The 15,826-nt window shown below is 68.7% G+C and carries 12 protein-coding genes; 5 read left to right on the top strand and 7 right to left on the bottom strand.

Annotated features, from left to right (window positions below; all coding sequences use genetic code 11):
• Positions 1-33: 33 nt before the first annotated feature.
• Positions 34-1,500, top strand: a complete 1,467-nt coding sequence (locus ACFQ4E_RS07705; protein WP_386802363.1) for a mannitol dehydrogenase family protein — start codon at positions 34-36, stop codon at positions 1,498-1,500.
• A gap of 90 nt (positions 1,501-1,590) precedes the next feature.
• Here ACFQ4E_RS07705 and katG read toward each other — a convergent pair whose 3' ends face one another.
• On the bottom strand, positions 1,591-3,765 hold the full coding sequence (katG, locus tag ACFQ4E_RS07700; RefSeq protein ID WP_386802362.1) for a catalase/peroxidase HPI: 2,175 nt from the start codon (positions 3,763-3,765) through the stop codon (positions 1,591-1,593).
• Between the two features lie 115 nt (positions 3,766-3,880).
• On the opposite strand from katG, the gene ACFQ4E_RS07695 reads away from it, so the two are divergent.
• A complete protein-coding gene (locus tag ACFQ4E_RS07695) occupies positions 3,881-4,771 on the top strand; it encodes a hydrogen peroxide-inducible genes activator (RefSeq protein ID WP_386802361.1) in 891 nt (296 codons plus the stop codon).
• 12 nt (positions 4,772-4,783) lie between these two features.
• Here the strand turns inward: ACFQ4E_RS07695 and ACFQ4E_RS07690 are convergent, their stop codons facing one another.
• Positions 4,784-6,064, bottom strand: a complete 1,281-nt coding sequence (locus tag ACFQ4E_RS07690; protein ID WP_386802360.1) for an NAD(P)/FAD-dependent oxidoreductase — start codon at positions 6,062-6,064, stop codon at positions 4,784-4,786.
• Complete coding sequence (locus ACFQ4E_RS07685) at positions 6,054-6,701, bottom strand: TetR/AcrR family transcriptional regulator (RefSeq protein ID WP_386802359.1); 648 nt, start codon at positions 6,699-6,701, stop codon at positions 6,054-6,056. The genes ACFQ4E_RS07690 and ACFQ4E_RS07685 overlap by 11 nt, the downstream gene beginning before the upstream one ends.
• 102 nt (positions 6,702-6,803) lie before the next feature.
• Between ACFQ4E_RS07685 and ACFQ4E_RS07680 the strand changes: the two genes are divergently transcribed.
• Positions 6,804-8,849: an oxidoreductase gene (locus tag ACFQ4E_RS07680; RefSeq protein WP_386802358.1), complete on the top strand. Its 2,046-nt coding sequence runs from the start codon at positions 6,804-6,806 to the stop codon at positions 8,847-8,849.
• 10 nt (positions 8,850-8,859) lie between these two features.
• Here ACFQ4E_RS07680 and ACFQ4E_RS07675 read toward each other — a convergent pair whose 3' ends face one another.
• From ACFQ4E_RS07675 to ACFQ4E_RS07660, 4 genes are all read right to left on the bottom strand, one after another.
• Positions 8,860-9,642, bottom strand: a complete 783-nt coding sequence (locus tag ACFQ4E_RS07675; RefSeq protein ID WP_386802357.1) for a hypothetical protein — start codon at positions 9,640-9,642, stop codon at positions 8,860-8,862.
• An 18-nt stretch (positions 9,643-9,660) separates the two neighbouring features.
• Complete coding sequence (locus ACFQ4E_RS07670) at positions 9,661-10,950, bottom strand: PQQ-dependent sugar dehydrogenase (RefSeq protein ID WP_386802356.1); 1,290 nt, start codon at positions 10,948-10,950, stop codon at positions 9,661-9,663.
• Positions 10,951-11,053: 103 nt separating this feature from the next.
• Positions 11,054-11,872, bottom strand: a complete 819-nt coding sequence (locus ACFQ4E_RS07665; protein WP_386802355.1) for a sugar phosphate isomerase/epimerase family protein — start codon at positions 11,870-11,872, stop codon at positions 11,054-11,056.
• Positions 11,869-13,572 (bottom strand): FAD-dependent oxidoreductase, encoded by a 1,704-nt coding sequence (locus tag ACFQ4E_RS07660; protein ID WP_386802354.1) that lies wholly within the window; start codon positions 13,570-13,572, stop codon positions 11,869-11,871. The genes ACFQ4E_RS07665 and ACFQ4E_RS07660 overlap by 4 nt, the downstream gene beginning before the upstream one ends.
• Positions 13,573-13,691: 119 nt before the next feature.
• Between ACFQ4E_RS07660 and ACFQ4E_RS07655 the strand changes: the two genes are divergently transcribed.
• Complete coding sequence (locus ACFQ4E_RS07655; protein ID WP_386802353.1) at positions 13,692-14,618, top strand: LysR family transcriptional regulator; 927 nt, start codon at positions 13,692-13,694, stop codon at positions 14,616-14,618.
• Between the two features lie 118 nt (positions 14,619-14,736).
• Positions 14,737-15,738, top strand: a complete 1,002-nt coding sequence (locus tag ACFQ4E_RS07650; RefSeq protein ID WP_386802352.1) for a Bug family tripartite tricarboxylate transporter substrate binding protein — start codon at positions 14,737-14,739, stop codon at positions 15,736-15,738.
• Positions 15,739-15,826 lie beyond the last annotated feature (88 nt).

The following is a 15,826-nucleotide window of genomic DNA, read 5'->3' as shown; positions in this document are numbered from 1 at the left end:
TGCCAGACCAACGAAAACCCCAAGGAGGCCCCGATGCCCGTCGCGCTTTCGAACCGGACCCTCGATCAGCTGCCGCCGGAGGTGCGCGTGCCGCGCTACGACCGGAGCACGCTCAAGCCCGGCATCGTGCATATCGGTCTGGGAAATTTCCACCGCGCGCATCAGGCCTGGTATCTGCACCGGCTGATGGACGAGGGGCTCGCCCAGGATTGGGCGATCATCGGCGCGGGCGTGCGCCCCGCCGACGCCCAGCAGCGCGAGCGGCTTCTGGAGCAGGACTGCCTGACCACGCTGATCGAGCTCGACCCCTCGGGCAAATCCGCCGAGGTGACGGGCTCGATGATCGGCTTCGTGCCGGTGGCCGAGGGCAACGCGCCGCTCGTCGCGCATATGAGCGACGCCCATATCCGCATCGTCGCGCTGACCGTGACCGAGGGCGGCTATTACCGCGACGCGGATGGCGGCTTCGACGCGGATCACGCCGATATCCGCCACGATGCCGAGACGCCCGATGCGCCGCGCACCGCCTTTGGCGCGATGGTCGCGGCGCTCCGCCAGCGGCGCGACGCCGGGACCGGCCCGTTCACCTGCCTCTCCTGCGACAACCTCCAGGGCAACGGTGACATCCTGCGCGCCACGGTCGTGGGTCTCGCGCGGCTCTCCGATCCCGAACTCGCCGACTGGATCGACGCCAATGCGAGCTTTCCGAACTCGATGGTCGATTGCATCGTGCCCGCGACCGGCCCGTCCGAACTGGCGCTCGCGCGCGAGTTCGGCATCGACGACAAGGCGCCGGTCACTCATGAGAACTTCCGCCAATGGGTCATCGAGGACGCGTTCTGCGCGGGGAGGCCCGATTGGGACAAGGTCGGCGCGACCTTCACCGACGATGTCCACGCCTTCGAGGCGATGAAGATCCGCATGCTGAACGGCGGCCACCAGATCATCGCCAATCCCGGCGAGATCCTCGGGATCGAGACGATCTCGGGCTGCATGGCGCATGAGGGCATCCGCGCCTTTTTCCGCAAGATCGAGGCCGAAGAGATCGCGCCCCATGTCGCCGCGGTGCCGGGGCGCACGCCCGAGGAATATCTCGACCTGATCGACCGCCGCTTCTCGAACCCCGAGATCCGCGACACCACCCGCCGCGTCGCCTTCGACGGCTCCTCGCGGCATCCCGGCTTCCTGCTGCCGACCATTCGCGAGGCGCTGAAGGCGAACACACCGGTCGAGGGGTTCGCCCTGAGCCAGGCGCTCTGGGCGCGGATGTGCGCGGGCACGCGCGAGGACGGCTCGACGATCGAGCCCAACGACCCTATCTGGGGCCAGCTGAACGCGGCAGCGCTCGAGGCCAGGGAGCGTCCCGCGGCCTGGCTGGAGCAGCGCGGGATCTACGGCGATCTGGGCAGTCATTCGGCCTTCGCCGATGCCTTCGCGCGCTGGCTCACCGATCTCTATGCCGAGGGCACGGAAGCGACGCTCGCGCGCTACGCCGGTTAAGGCGGCGCGCGAAAATCGCGCTCTAATCGTTTGAAAATAAAAGGCCCCGCGCGGATCGCGCGGGGCCTTTCGTTTGCGTGTCCGAACCGATCAGATCAGATCGAAGCGGTCGGCATTCATCACCTTGGTCCAGGCCGCGCCGAAATCCTCGACGAATTTCCCGGCATTGTCGTCCTGGGCGTAGAGCTCGACATAGGCGCGCAGCACCGAGTTCGAACCGAAGACCAGATCGGCGCGGGTGGCGGTCCACTTGGTCTCGCCGGTCTTGCGATCGCGGATCTCGTAGACGTTCTTGCCGGTCGGGTGCCAGCTATAGGCCATGTCGGTCAGGTTGACGAAGAAGTCCGTCGTCAGCGCCCCTTCGCGGTCGGTCAGAACGCCATGCGCGCTGCCGCCGTGATTGGTGCCCATCGCCCGCATGCCGCCCAGGAGAACGACCATCTCGGACGCGGTCAGACCCAGAAGCTGGGCCCGGTCGAGAAGGAGTTCCTCGGCCTCGACGATGTAATCGGCCTTCATCCAGTTGCGGAACCCGTCGGCGACCGGCTCGAGCACGTCGAAGCTCTCGGCATCGGTCTCTTCCGCGCTCGCGTCGCCGCGACCGGGGGTGAAGGGCAGGGCGATCTCGTGGCCCGCGGCCTTGGCCGCCTGCTCGACACCGACATTGCCCGCCAGAACGATCACGTCGGCGAGGCTCGCGCCCGCGTCCTTGGCGATCGGCTCCAGCACGCCCAGCACCTTGGCCAGACGCTCGGGCTCGTTGCCCTCCCAGTCCTTCTGCGGCGCGAGACGGATGCGCGCGCCATTGGCGCCGCCGCGCATGTCCGAGCCGCGATAGGTCCGGGCGCTGTCCCAAGCGGTCGAGACCATCTCGGAGAGCGTGAGGCCGCTGTCGGCGATCTTCGCCTTGACCGCGTCCACGTCCCATCCGGTCGGGCCGTTGGGGACCGGATCCTGCCAGATCAGGTCCTCGGCGGGCACGTCGGGGCCGACATAGCGGTTCTTCGGTCCCATGTCGCGGTGGGTCAGCTTGAACCAGGCGCGCGCGAAGGTGTCCTTGAAATACTCCGGATCGGCCATGAATTTCTGGCAGATCTCGTTGTAGACGGGATCGACCTTCATCGCCATGTCGGCGTCGGTCATCATCGGCATGCGGCGCTTCGACGGATCGGAGGCGTCGAGCGGCATGTCCTCTTCCTTGATGTCGACGGGCTTCCACTGCTTGGCGCCCGCGGGGCTCTCGGTGAGCTCCCATTCATGGCCGAAGAGCATGTCGAAATAGCCCATGTCGAACACGAGCGGGTTCGTCGTCCACGCGCCCTCGGGGCCGCCGGTGATGGCGTTCGAGGCCTTGCCGTCGAGGTTCGGGTTGAACCAGCCGAGGCCCTGATGCTCGACGCCCGCACCCTCGGGCTCGGCGCCCAGGGCATTGGCATCGCCGCCGCCGTGGCACTTGCCGACGGTGTGGCCGCCCGCGGTCAGCGCGGCGGTTTCCTCGTCGTTCATCGCCATGCGCTTGAAGGTCTCGCGCACCTGCTTGGCGGTCTCGGCCGGATCGGGATTGCCGTTCACGCCTTCGGGGTTCACGTAGATCAGGCCCATCTGCACGGAGGCGAGCGGGTTCTCCATGGTCGAGGGCTTCTCGACGGACTCGTAGCGCGTGTCGGACGGGGCCAGCCATTCACGCTCGGCGCCCCAGTAGATGTCCTTCTCGGGGTGCCAGATATCCTCGCGGCCATAGCCGAAGCCGAAGGTCTTGAGGCCCATCGTCTCGTAGGCGACGGTGCCCGAGAGGATGATCAGGTCGGCCCAGCTGACCTTGTTGCCGTATTTCTTCTTGAGCGGCCACAGGAGACGCCGCGCCTTGTCGAGGCTGGCGTTGTCCGGCCAGGAGTTCAGGGGCGCGAAGCGGATATTGCCGGTGCCGCCGCCGCCACGGCCATCCGCCAGGCGGTAGGTGCCCGCGGCGTGCCAGGCGAGACGGATCATCAGGCCGCCGTAATGGCCCCAATCGGCCGGCCACCACTCCTGGCTTTCCTGCAGGAGCGCCTTCATGTCGGCCTTGAGCCCGTCGTAATCCAGCTTCTTGACCGCGTCGCGATAGGAGAAATCCTTGCCCATCGGGTTCGTCTTGCTGTCGTGCTGGTGCAAGATGTCGAGATTGAGCGCGTTCGGCCACCAATCCAGCACGCTCGCCCCGGTTTCGGTCATGCTGCCATGCATCACCGGGCACTTGCCGCCTGTCGGCTGATCGTTCCCGTCCATGGGATCCTCCGTTTTAGAATGATTCTGAGGTGACCCTATCAAGCCGTGGCCATAATGAGAATTTGAGAATTCTTACCGAAGCGATAAGTTTTTCTCGTTGCCTTCAGGAGCTCCCATGGCCCGTGTCTCGATGCGCCACCTGCGCTATTTCCATGCCCTCGCCGAGCATCGCCATTTCGGTCATGCCGCCGAAGCCTGCGCGATTTCCCAGCCTGCGCTGTCGCTGCAGATCAAGGAGCTCGAGCAGGCGCTGGGCGCCACCCTGGTCGAGCGCGGCAACCGCCAAACTAGGCTGACCGGTCTCGGCGTCGAGATCGCCGAGCGGGTCCTATCCATTCTCGCCGCGGTCGACGAGCTGGAGGACGTTGCCCGGGCCCATGGCGGGGCGCTGAGCGGGCCGTTCCCTCTGGGCCTGATCCCGACGGTCGCGCCCTATCTCCTGCCGCAGATCGTGCGGCGACTGGCGGCGAGCCACCCGGGGCTCGAGCTGCACCCGCGAGAGGCGGTCACCCAGACGCTGCTCGACGGGGTCGGGCAGGGCGGTCTCGATGCCGCGATCCTGGCGCTGCCGCTCGACGATCCGGGGCTCACCGCCCGTCCGCTCTTCGAGGAGGAGTTCGTGCTTCTGCGCCCTGCCGCCGACGGCGGGCGCCCAGTGCCCGAGGCCAAGGACCTCGCGACGATGCGGCTTCTTCTCTTGGAAGAAGGGCACTGTTTCCGCGATCAGGCGTTGAGTTACTGCGACCTGGCCTCGGTCTCGCCGGGGCGGCATCTCGAGGCGAGCTCGCTCTCGACGCTGGTGCAGATGGTCGGCGCGGGCATGGGCGTGACGCTCATCCCCGAGATGGCGATCTCTCTCGAGACCCGCTCGGCCAATGTCTCGGTCGCGCGGCTGCCTGCTCCCGTGGCGACCCGTCAGATCGGGCTCGTCTGGCGGCGGACCAGCCCGTTCGGGCCGCAGATGGAGCAGATTTCCGAGGTGCTGGCGGATCTTGGGCCGCGCTAGCCGCGCGCCGCGTCAGCGCCGCCAGGCGGAGATCGCGTGAACGAGGGCCGCGCCCGTGGTGTAGACGGCGCTCCGCGCGGCGGCCAGCGGTTCGGCATAGTCCGCCATGACCGGCACGGGCAGGTCCTCGGGCGCGATGAGACCCAGAAGCGCCCGCGCGGCCTCGGTGCCGAGCACGGTGCCGGGGCCGATGCCGCGGCCGGAATAGCCGAAGATCGACAGGCTGTTAGGACCGGGGGTCGTGATGCGCGGCAAGTGATCCGAGGTCATCGCGATCCGGCCGGACCAGGCGTGTTCGAAGGGCTCATGGGCGAGCGCGGGGTAGAGCGCGGCGAGCTTGCGGCGCGCCCATCCCGCATGGACGCGGGCCGAGAGACCGCGCGCGTCTCCCATCCCCCCGAGGATCAGCCGTCCGCGCGCATCGCGGCGGATCGAGCACATGACGAGCCCGGTGTCCCAGCAGCCCTCGCCACCGGGGAGGATCGTCTCGGACACTTCCGGCGGCAGCGGCGCGGTGGCGAACTGAACGTAGGAGAGCGCCGCGAATTGTGGGCGCCTCGCGCGGGCTGCGCCCTCAGGATAGGCATTGGTCGCGATGAGCAGCTTGTCGGCGCGCACTCGACCGCCGGGGGTCTCGAGATGCCATGCCCCGTCATGGCGCATCGCGGTCACGGGGCTCCGGGCAAAGACCTGCGCGCCGCACCGGACGGCGGCGCGCGCGAGCCCATGGCAATAGGCGAGCGGCTGGATCGTCCCGGCGGCGGGGTTCAGCAGCGCGCCCGCGAAGCCGCGCGCACCGGTCCTGCGGTGGGTTTCCTCGGCATCGAGCAGTCTCAGCGCCGCGCCGCTCGCATTGCCCTGTCGCTGCCGGTCGCGGAGGTCGGAGAGCGCCGAGGGCGCATGCGCCAGGTGCAGCGTGCCGTTCCGGGTGGCCTCGCAGGCGATGTCCTCGCGGTTAATGATCTCGAAGACCCGGTCCGGCGCGGCCCCGAGCGCCTCGATCAGCCGCCGTCCTGCGGCCTCGCCCAGCCGTGAGAGGATGGTCTCGGGCGGCAGCCAGAGCCCGGCATTCACCAGCCCGACATTGCGGCCCGATCCGCCATGGCCGATCTCCTGCGCCTCCAGAAGCGCGACCGACGCACCCTGCCGCGCCGCTTCGAGCGCGGCAGCGGTGCCGGTGAAGCCGCCGCCGATGATGGCGAGATCGACCGTCACGTCGCGTGTCAGCGGCGGCGCCTCGACCGGGTCGGACAGGCTCGCCTCCCAAAGCCCGCGGCCGCTGTCAGTCGTCATCGGTGGCCCCGTCGGGCAGGGCTGTGCCGTGGCGGGCGTGGAACCGGCGCAGGTCGCTCTCGGAGGGGCGACGGCCGGTGAAGACCTCGACATAGCGGGCGACACGCCCGAAGCGCTGCGCGGGGTCTTCGGTGACCTGCATCGAGATATAGCCGATCTGCGTGTAGATCATCGTCAGCGCGCGGATCTCGGCCTCGGCGGGCGGATAGCCGAAGCGCGCGAACATCGCCTCGATCGCCGCCTGCCTGCGGGCGTCGGCCCGGTCGAGCCGCGCCTGCAGGCCCGCATCGTTGCGCGCCCAGTTGCGGATCGCGAGATCGAGCGGCCCGTCGAAGAGCGCAGGATCGAACCAGCAGTCGAAGAGATTCAGCACCGCCTCGGCGATGGTTTCGGCATAGGCCTCGCAGCGGGCGACGAGATTGCCGGTATTGGTGTCTTCCCAATGCCGGATCATCGCCTCGAGCAGCGCGTCGCGGTCCTTGAAATGCCAGTAGAACCCGGTGCGGGTCAGCCCGAGGCGCTTGGCGAGCGGCATGATCTTGACCGCCTCGACACCGCTTTCGGTCAGGACCTCGTAGGCGGCGGCGAGCCAGGCCTCTTCGGTGCTGCGGGCGAGGGTGGGATCCTGGATTGTCATGCACCTCGGATATCGCGACTTGACACATATGTCAATTGGCGCGACACGAGTGTTCACGGGCGGCTGACGCGCGCCCGAGTCGCCAGCCGGAAAGGATCGCGCATGTCGAAGGACCCGCTTCTCCAGCCCTACCAGCTCAAGCATCTGACGCTGCGCAACCGGATCATGACCACCAGCCACGAGCCGGCCTATCCCGAGGACGGGATGCCCAAGGACCGCTACCGCGCCTATCACGCCGAGCGGGCGAAGGCGGGGGTGGCCCTGGCGATGACGGCGGGCTCGGCGGCGGTGTCGCGGGACAGTCCGCCGGTCTTCAACAACATCCTCGCCTACAAGGACGAGGTGGTGCCGTGGATCCGCCACCTGACCGATGGCTGCCACGAGCATGGCTGCGCGGTGATGATCCAGCTCACCCATCTCGGGCGCCGCACCGGCTGGAACAAGGGCGACTGGCTGCCCTCGGTCTCGTCCTCGAAGCATCGCGAACCGGCGCATCGCGCCTTTCCGAAGCTGATCGAGGATTGGGATATCGAGCGGATCATCTCCGATTTCGCCGATGCCGCCGAGCGGATGAAGGAGGGCGGCATGGACGGGATCGAGCTACAGGCCTACGGGCACCTCCTCGACCAGTTCTGGTCGCCGCTCACCAACGACCTGACCGGCCCCTACGGCGCCGACACGCTGGAGAACCGCCTGCGCTTTCCGCTCGACGTTCTGGCGGCGGTCCGCAAGCGCGTGGGCGACGATTTCATCGTCGGGTTCCGCTACACCGCCGACGAGGCGCAGAAGGGCGGGATCAGCGCCGAGGAGGGCGTCGAGATCTCGAAGCGGCTGGCCGAGACCGGCCAGGTCGATTTCCTCAACGTCATTCGCGGTCGCATCCATACCGATCCGGCGATGACCGACGTGATCCCGGTGCAGGGCATGAAGAACGCGCCCCATCTCGATTTCGCGGGCGCGGTGCGCCGGGCGACCGGGATGCCGACCTTCCACGCCGCCAAGATCCCCGATGTCGCGACCGCGCGCCATGCGGTGGCCGAGGGGCTTCTCGACATGGTGGGCATGACCCGGGCCCACATGGCCGATCCGCATATCGTCAGGAAGATCGTCGAGGGCCGCGAGCACGACATCCGGCCCTGCGTCGGCGCGACCTACTGCCTCGACCGGATCTACCAGGCGGGCGACGCGCTCTGCCTGCACAACGCCGCGACCGGGCGCGAGCTGACCATGCCGCACGAGATCGCGCCCTCCGAAACGCCGAGGCGCGTGGTGATCGTGGGCGCCGGTCCCGCCGGGCTTGAAGCGGCGCGGGTCGCCGCCGAGCGCGGGCATGCCGTCACCGTCTTCGAGGCCGCCGCCGAGCCGGGCGGGCAGGTGCGCCTGACCGCGCAATCGCCACGGCGGCGCGAGATGATCTCGATCATCGACTGGCGCATGGCGCAATGCGCCGCCCGCGACGTGGAGTTTCGCTTCAGCGCCTGGGCCGAGGCCGAGGACGTGACCGCGATCGAGCCCGACGTGGTGATCGTCGCCACCGGCGGCATGCCCAATACCGAGCTCTACGAGAGCGGTCGCGAGGCCGCGCATGTCGTCACCGCCTGGGACCTGATCTCGGGCGACGTGAAGCCCGCGCAGCGGGTGCTGATCTATGACGAGGCGGGCGATCATCCCGCGCTTCAGGCCGCGGAACTGGCGGCGGCGGCTGGATCGTCGGTCGAGGTGATGACGCCCGATCGCAGTTTCGCGCCCGAGATCATGGGCATGAACCTCGTGCCCTACATGCGCGCGCTGCAGGACAAGGACGTGACCTTCACCGTCACGCGGCGGCTGGTCGACGTGCGCCGCGATGGCAACCGCCTGATCGCGGTGATCGGCACGGATTACAGCGATCACCGCTACGAGGCCGAATACGATCAGGTCGTGGTGAACTACGGCACGCTGCCGCTCGACGATCTCTATCACGAGCTGAAGCCGCTCAGTTCCAACGGCGGCGCGGTCGACCAGGAGGCGCTGATTGCCGGGCGTCCGCAGACCGTGAGCCGCAATCCCGAAGGGCAGTTCCAGCTCTTCCGGATCGGCGACGCGGTCTCGGCGCGCAACACCCACGCGGCGATCTACGATGCGCTTCGGTTGGTGAAGGATCTCTGAGCGGGGCGCGTCAGCCCCGGTGTTTCTCGCGCCGGATGCGATCGAGATAGCGCCGCTTCTCGCGCGAGAGCGCGTCGTCGTCGAGATCCGAGCGGTTGAGGGCGAGGAGCGTCTCGATCCCGTCGGCGGGCCGGACGTTCTGGCTTTTCGCCGGGACGAGGCCGTCCGGCGACACGCCCAGACTATCGAGCGCCACGGCGAGCGGGCCGAGGCCGTCCGACGCGGTGTCAATATCGACCGAGAGCGTCTCGGCCCGTGTCCCGAGCGCGGCGCGGGTCGCGGCGACGACCGCGTCGAGATCGGCGGCTGAGCCCAGGGCGTCGGCATAGTCCTCAAAGCTCTCGGTGATCCGGTTCGAGCGCAGGTTCTGCCAGTAGACGCTGCGCATCCACGGCTCCGGGGCGCGGGTGGTGAAGAAGACCGTCACTTGGGTCTCCGCAACGAAGCGCTGGGTTACCGCCTCGACAAGTGCGACCGCGAGCGCCGGAGTTTCGCCGTAGCTCCAGAGGCCCTTCCGACCGGGGATCGCTCCGGCCAGATGCTCGCAGGTGATCAGAAGCGGTCGCGCGTCCGAGATCTCGCGCAGCCGTTCAGCCAGCCGCTTGCGCACCCGCGCCAGAAGCCGCGGCGACGGCGCGAGCGACTGGCGGCGTGCGGCCGCAGCGACCTCGTCGAGATCCTCGGGCAGCAGGACCGACAGGCGATCCCCGAGCACGGCACGGTTCTCGGCCAGCGTCCTCTGCAGCGTCGTCGTGCCGGTCTTGTGAAAGCCCGGATGGAGGAGGACCTTCATCTCTGCGACCGGCCGGGATCAGGCCGCCGACACGCGCCAGATCACGTCGCCCACATCATCCGCCATCAGGAGCGACTTGCCATCCGCGCCGAGGGTGACGCCGACCGGGCGGCCATAGGCCTTGGTCTCGTCCTCGGACAGGAAGCCCCAGAGGATGTCGCGCGGCGCGCCGGACGGACGGCCGTTCTCGAACGGCACGAAGATCAGCTTGTAGCCGCTCAGGACAGACCGGTTCCACGACCCGTGCTGGCCGATCACCATGCCCGCGCCGAAGCCCGGGAGCGTGCCCTCGGGCATCCAGCAAAGCCCGAGCGACGCGGTATGGCCTCCGAGCGCGTAATCGGGCGTGATCGCCTGCGACACGAGGTCCGCGTCCTGCGGCACCCGGTCGTCGACGATCCGGTCCCAGTAGCAATAGGGCCAGCCGTAGAAGCCGCCCTCGGTAACGCTGGTCAGGTAGTCGGGCGGGGTCTCGTCGCCCAGACCGTCGCGCTCGTTGACCACGGTCCAGAGCGCGTCCGTCGAGGGCTCGAAAGCCATGCCGACCGGGTTGCGGAGGCCCGAGGCGAAGATCCGCGCCGCGCCGCTTGCCAGATCGAGCGCCCAGATGCAGGCGCGGCCCTCTTCGACCTCCATGCCGTCGTCGGCGATGTTCGACAGCGATCCGACGCCGCAATAGAGCGTCTTGCCGTCCGGCGACAGGAGAAGGCTGCGGGTCCAGTGGCCGTGCGGCTTGAAGCTGACGAGCGTCTCGCCGGGACCTTCGAGCCGGGTCGCGCCCTCGCTGTAGGAAAACGAGACGATGCCGTCGGTATTGCCGACGTAGAAGGTGCCGTCCTTCAGCGCCATGCCGAAGGGCTGGTTCTGGTTCTCGACGAAGACGTGACGCTCCTCGGCGACCCCGTCGCCATCGCCGTCGCGCCAGAGCGTGATCCGGTTGGCGCTGGGGCCGATGGCCTTGGCACGGCGCATGGTGGCCTGCTGGGCGCGCTGGAAAAGCGTGGTCGGGGGTGGCGCCTGTTCGGTCGCCTCGGCCACGAGCACGTCGCCATTGGGCAGAACCTCGATCCAGCGCGGATGCTGGAGGTCGCTGGCGAAGGCCTGAACCTTTAGGCCCGGGGCGGCGCTCGGGACATGGCCGGGCTCCCAGCCGGTGGCGGTCGGCATCTTCAGCGTCATGATGCCCTGGGCCCGCGCCGCGGGGATCGTGGGGCTGCTGCCCATCACGGCGGTCTTCGGCTCGGACATGCGGCGCAGCGCGGCGATGCCTCCGCCGACCACGGCTGCGACCCGTGCGAATGGTTCCATGACACTCTCCCTCTGCGGCTCCGGGCGCAGGCGCGCTGCGCGCTTTTCGCCTTTATGACCGAGAGCGCGGGCGGGAAAAACCCGGCAATCGGTGCGGCGGCCGCTAGGATGTGCGCTCGGTCGCGGAGAGGAGGCGTCGGGTGGCCCGCATCACCCGGGAGAGCACCGCGTCGATGCCGTCTTTCGCAGTGGCGCGGGTCATGGGCACCTCGAGCCCGAGGGGGAGGTCGTCCGGCAGGGCGGCAAGGAAGGCCGGAAGGTCGATCTGCCCGTCGCCCGGGGGCAGCCGTTCGGCGCGCGCGGCGTCGAGCAGCATCTCGGTCGAGTAGGCGGCATGGACGGGGGCGTCGCAGAGATGCGCCATGCGCAGCCGGTCGCGCGGGAGCGCGCGCAGCTCCTCGAGCGCGCTGCCCGAGCGGTCGAAATGCAGCGCGTCGACGAGGATGCCCAGTCCGGGTCCGGCCTCGGTCGCGATGCGGAGCGCCGTCGTTAGGTCGGGCACGACGGTCCAGGGGAAGAACTCCAGCGACAGGCCGAGATCGCGCTCGCTTGCCATCTCGGAAAGCTGCCCGAGGCGGTCGGCGAGCCGGGGCAGGTCGGGGTCGTAGGGGGCCGAGATCACCTCGCGCGCGCCAAGCTCCGCGCCCGCGTCCAGAAAGCCCTCCAGGGCGGCGAGGTCGATTTCGGGCGTGATCTTGACGAACTCGATGTCGCTGACCGCGATGCCGGTGGAGCCCAGCGCCGCTTTCGTCGCCCGAAGCGCCGCTCGGTCGTCCATCAGCGGGTATCCGGGGCTGGTGTCGGTGACGCGGATGAGCCGCAGTCCGACCGCGTCGAAGCCCGCGCGCGCCGCCGCCTCGATCAGGGCCGGGGGCGGCAGGTTGATGGCGGTCAGATGCGCAAGCGAGAGGCGGCGGGTCATGGGGCGGCTCCGGCGGCATCTCGGCCCGCGATGAAGCCGAAGGTGAGGGCCGGGCCGAGATTGATGCCGCCCGCCGGGTAGTGCCCGCCCATGACGCTCGCCATGTCGGTCCCGGCGGCATAGAGGCCCGGGATCGGTGCCGCGTCCGGTCCGAGTACGCGCGCCTGACCGTCGGTCTGGAGCCCCAAGAAGGTGCCGAAACTGCCGGGGATGACGCGCACGGCGTAGAAAGGCGCGGTCTCGAGCGGAGCCATGCAGGGGTTGGGCCCGACCGAAGGATCGCCCTGAAGCCGCATGTAGGGGCTCGTGCCGCGCCCGAAGGCGCTGTCCTCGCCGCGTCTTGCGTCGGCATTGTAGGTGGCGACGGTCTCTTGCAGCCGGGGCGGGTCGATCCCGCAGGCCTTGGCCAGATCGGCGAGGCTGCGCCCGGTCTTCAGATAGCCGCTCTTCAGCCAGGGCCCGATCGGAACCGGCGCGGGGCGCACGATGCCGAGCCCGTAGCGGCGCAGGAAGCGATGGTCGCAGACCAGCCAGGATTCGGGCGTGGCATCCTCGGGGATCGCGTCCAGCATCGAGCGGACATAGTCGTGATAGCCGAGGCCCTCGTTGCAGAACCGGCGTCCCGAGGCGAGGACGCCGATCACGCCGGGTTTCCCGCGGTCGATGATATGGGGAAAGACGCCGCGCGTGCCGTCGGGCCAGGTGACTTCGGAGACCGGACACCACGCGCCGGGAGACGCGAGGGTCTCCGCCGCCTGTCCGCCCGCGTCCTCGCCTATCCGAAGCCCGTCGCCCGAGGCGGTGGGCACGGCGAGGGTGGCGTGGGTCTCGGGATGCGGAAACGTCGCGGCGCGCCGGACCGCATCGTTCGGGAACCCGCCGCAGGCCAGGACGACGCCTCGGCGCGCGGCGATGCGCCGGGGGCCGTCGGGGCCGTTGACGGTGGCGCCGGTGATGCCGGTCGCTCCGGTCTCCAGCCGGGCGATGGCCGTCTCGGTCCTCAGCTCCACGCCCAGATCGAGCGCCGAGCGGATCAGCCGCGCGATGAGCGCGCTGCCGTTTCGGAGCTGCATGGCCCGCCCGTGCCGCGCGAGATCCCAGAGATGCCGGCCAAGCCGCCGGGCGACATAGGCGGCCGAGCGGGCCGAGCGCGTCGCCGACAGGAAGGCCTTGAGATCGGGGCCCGCCTGGATCGTCAGCCCCATGAAGCTCGTCTCCGGCAGGGGACGCCTCAGCCGCGCGATCTCGGGTCCGAGCGCGCGCCCGTCATAAGGTTGCGCGATGACGGAGCGCCCGCCGGTGCCCGCGCCGGGCTGGTGGCCGTAGGTGTCGGGAATGTGCAGGCCGGGATCGAAGCGCAGCGCCGTCTCGGTCTCGAAGAAGCCGACCATCTCGGGCGCGGCGTCGAGAAAGGCATCGACCAGTTCGGCGTTGAAATTGTTGCCGAGCACCGCTTCGAGATAGCGCCGCGGCTCGGCGCGCTCCTCGGAGATGCCGTGCCGCCGCGCGACCGGGTTTCGCGGCGCCCAGATCCAGCCGCCGGACCAGGCCGAGGTGCCGCCCAACACGCTGTCCTTCTCGACCACGATCACCTTGAGCCCGTGATGCGCGGCGGTCACCGCGGCGGCAAGCCCGGCCGCACCCGAGCCCGCAACGAGCAGGTCGCAGCCTTCGTCCCATGGGGCAGTCTCAGACGGCACCGATATCCTCCTGGTCTCACGATCCGCGCAGAGCGTCGGTCAGGACAGGGCGTAACGTCAAATGCTTGTTCTTGCCTTGGGGTAACATGATGTTAACCTCGCTCTCGAGGGAGGACGCGATGCCGGAAATGACTTTGCGGCAGATCGAGGTGATCCGTGCGGTCATGATGACCGGCACGATCAGCGGTGCGGCGGACATGTTGAACGTCTCGGCCCCCGGGATCAGCCGCCTCGTCAAGCATACCGAGGAATCGCTCGGCATCCGGCTCTTCGAGCGCAAGGCGGGGCTCTTCACGCCCTCGGTCGAGGCGAGCCGCGTCTTCGACCAGCTGCGCGAGGTCTACAAGGGCGTCGAGAACCTGCAGCTTGCGGTCGGCACGCTCCAGAAGGGCGAGGATGTGCGGCTGGCCTTCGCGACCGCGCCCTCCATCGCGCAATTCATCGCCGCGCGGGCGCTGAGGAGCGTTCGCAACCGGTATGACTATCTTTTCGTCGACATGAACGTGCTGAAGATCGAGGAGACGGTCGACTATCTCCTGCTCGAGCGCGGCGAGTTCGTCATCATGAGCTCCGCCGTCGAAAATGCCGCCATCGAGAACGAGGAGATCGGCGAGGGGCGGCTGGTCGTGGTGCTGCCCGAGGGGCATCCCCTGGCCCGGAAACACGTGATCTCGGCGACGGATCTTGCGAGCGAGCCGCTGATCGGCGTCGATCCCGCCGATCCTTACGGCGCGCTTCTCGCCCAGCCCTTCGTGCGCGCGGGCGTATCGGTTCCGCACGCGATGCGCGGGCGATTTGCGCAGACGGTGGTGAGCCTTGTCCGGCACGGGCTCGGGGTCGCGGTGATCGACGAGTTCTCGGTGGCCGAGGTCTACATGCCGGGGCTCGAACGCCGCGCGCTGGCCGAGGATGTCCGGGTCAAGAGCTTCGTGGCGCGCAAGAAGGGCCGGGTGCTCTCGGGCTTCGCCGAATACGCCATCGCCCAGTTCCAGCGCGAGCTCGGAAAGGCCGTCGCGGGACGGCCCTGGTCGCGGATCGAGAAATAACATGACGTTAATGAATGCGAAAAACAGGTATTTGACGTTAAGGTCCTGGAGCGGCAGTTATGAGGGCACCGGTTGGCATCTTTGTCGGCCACATGACGCAATTTGAGGGAGGAGACCCATGAAGCGGATCATTATCGGCGCGCTTGGCGCCTTTGCACTGACGGCCACCGCGGCTGTCGCGGAATACCCCGAAAAGGAAATCCAGGGCATCATCCAGTGGGGGGCCGGTGGCTCCACCGACACGGTGATGCGCTCGGTCACGCCCCATGCCGAAGAGGCGCTGGGCGGCACCGTGGTCATGCAGAACATGACCGGCGCCGTGGGCGCCATCGCGCTCAATCACGTGGCGGGCTCGCCCGCGGATGGCTACACGCTCCTGATGGGCGCGGAAAACCCGATGCTCTACAAGGTGATGGGCCTCGGCGAAAAGGATTACAGCGAGTTCACCCCGATCTCGATCCTGGCCCGCGGCACGCCGATCCTGGTGGCCAATCCCGACGCGCCCTTCAACGACTATGCCGAGATGATGGCCTATATCGGCGAGAACCCCGGCGAGGTGAAGTTCGGCTCGACCGGACCCGGCGGCCTGCCGTCGGTCGTGACCGCGATGATCTCGACGGTCGAGGGCGGTCTCGACGTGACGGCCGTGCCCTATGACGGCGACGGCCCGGCGCTCACCGCGCTGCAGGGCGGGGCCATCGACGTGATGCCCGCGGTGCTCGGCGCCGCGATCGAGGGCATCCGCGCGGGCAACATCAAGCCGCTCGCGATCTTCGACGTGGAAGCCAGCGACAAGCTGCCCGACGCGCCGATCGTGACCGATTTCAACGAGGCCTACAGCACCTACCTGCCCTGGGGCCCGTTCTTCGGTGTCTTCGTTCCCAAGGACACGCCCGAGGATGTCGTCGCCAAGCTGTCGGACGCCTATGCCAAGGGTGCCGAGCACCCGGATTTCATCCAGCTCATGGATGACCGCGGCTTCACCATGATGGCGATCTACGGTGACGAGGCGGAAGCCTTCCTCAGCAAGTGGCAGCAGGGCACCGCGTGGCTCCTGCAGGACGCCGGTCTGACCAAGACCTCGCCCGAAGAGTTCGGGATCGCGCGTCCGGGAGAGTGAGCTCCCTCGGCCGGCCGCCGCGACGCGGCCGGCACCCTCCGGGCGCTGCATTTCCCAGCGAAGTGCAGCGCCCGATCAATTCAGGGCC

It is taken from the genome of Litorisediminicola beolgyonensis (assembly GCF_042679605.1).
Lineage (GTDB): Bacteria > Pseudomonadota > Alphaproteobacteria > Rhodobacterales > Rhodobacteraceae > Litorisediminicola > Litorisediminicola beolgyonensis.
The sequence above is the reverse complement of the archived record's forward strand: the minus strand, read 5'-3'. Positions and strand labels throughout refer to the sequence as shown.

What these genes read in the sequence shown, in the direction of transcription:
- ACFQ4E_RS07685 (WP_386802359.1), bottom strand. Translation starts at nt 6,701, where the DNA reads ATGACAATCCAGGATCCCACCCTCGCCCGCAGCACCGAAGAGGCCTGG.
- ACFQ4E_RS07680 (WP_386802358.1), top strand. Translation starts at nt 6,804, where the DNA reads ATGTCGAAGGACCCGCTTCTCCAGCCCTACCAGCTCAAGCATCTGACG.
- katG (WP_386802362.1), bottom strand. Translation starts at nt 3,765, where the DNA reads ATGGACGGGAACGATCAGCCGACAGGCGGCAAGTGCCCGGTGATGCAT.
- ACFQ4E_RS07690 (WP_386802360.1), bottom strand. Translation starts at nt 6,064, where the DNA reads ATGACGACTGACAGCGGCCGCGGGCTTTGGGAGGCGAGCCTGTCCGAC.
- ACFQ4E_RS07670 (WP_386802356.1), bottom strand. Translation starts at nt 10,950, where the DNA reads ATGGAACCATTCGCACGGGTCGCAGCCGTGGTCGGCGGAGGCATCGCC.
- ACFQ4E_RS07650 (WP_386802352.1), top strand. Translation starts at nt 14,737, where the DNA reads ATGAAGCGGATCATTATCGGCGCGCTTGGCGCCTTTGCACTGACGGCC.
- ACFQ4E_RS07655 (WP_386802353.1), top strand. Translation starts at nt 13,692, where the DNA reads ATGCCGGAAATGACTTTGCGGCAGATCGAGGTGATCCGTGCGGTCATG.
- ACFQ4E_RS07705 (WP_386802363.1), top strand. Translation starts at nt 34, where the DNA reads ATGCCCGTCGCGCTTTCGAACCGGACCCTCGATCAGCTGCCGCCGGAG.
- ACFQ4E_RS07675 (WP_386802357.1), bottom strand. Translation starts at nt 9,642, where the DNA reads ATGAAGGTCCTCCTCCATCCGGGCTTTCACAAGACCGGCACGACGACG.
- ACFQ4E_RS07695 (WP_386802361.1), top strand. Translation starts at nt 3,881, where the DNA reads ATGGCCCGTGTCTCGATGCGCCACCTGCGCTATTTCCATGCCCTCGCC.
- ACFQ4E_RS07665 (WP_386802355.1), bottom strand. Translation starts at nt 11,872, where the DNA reads ATGACCCGCCGCCTCTCGCTTGCGCATCTGACCGCCATCAACCTGCCG.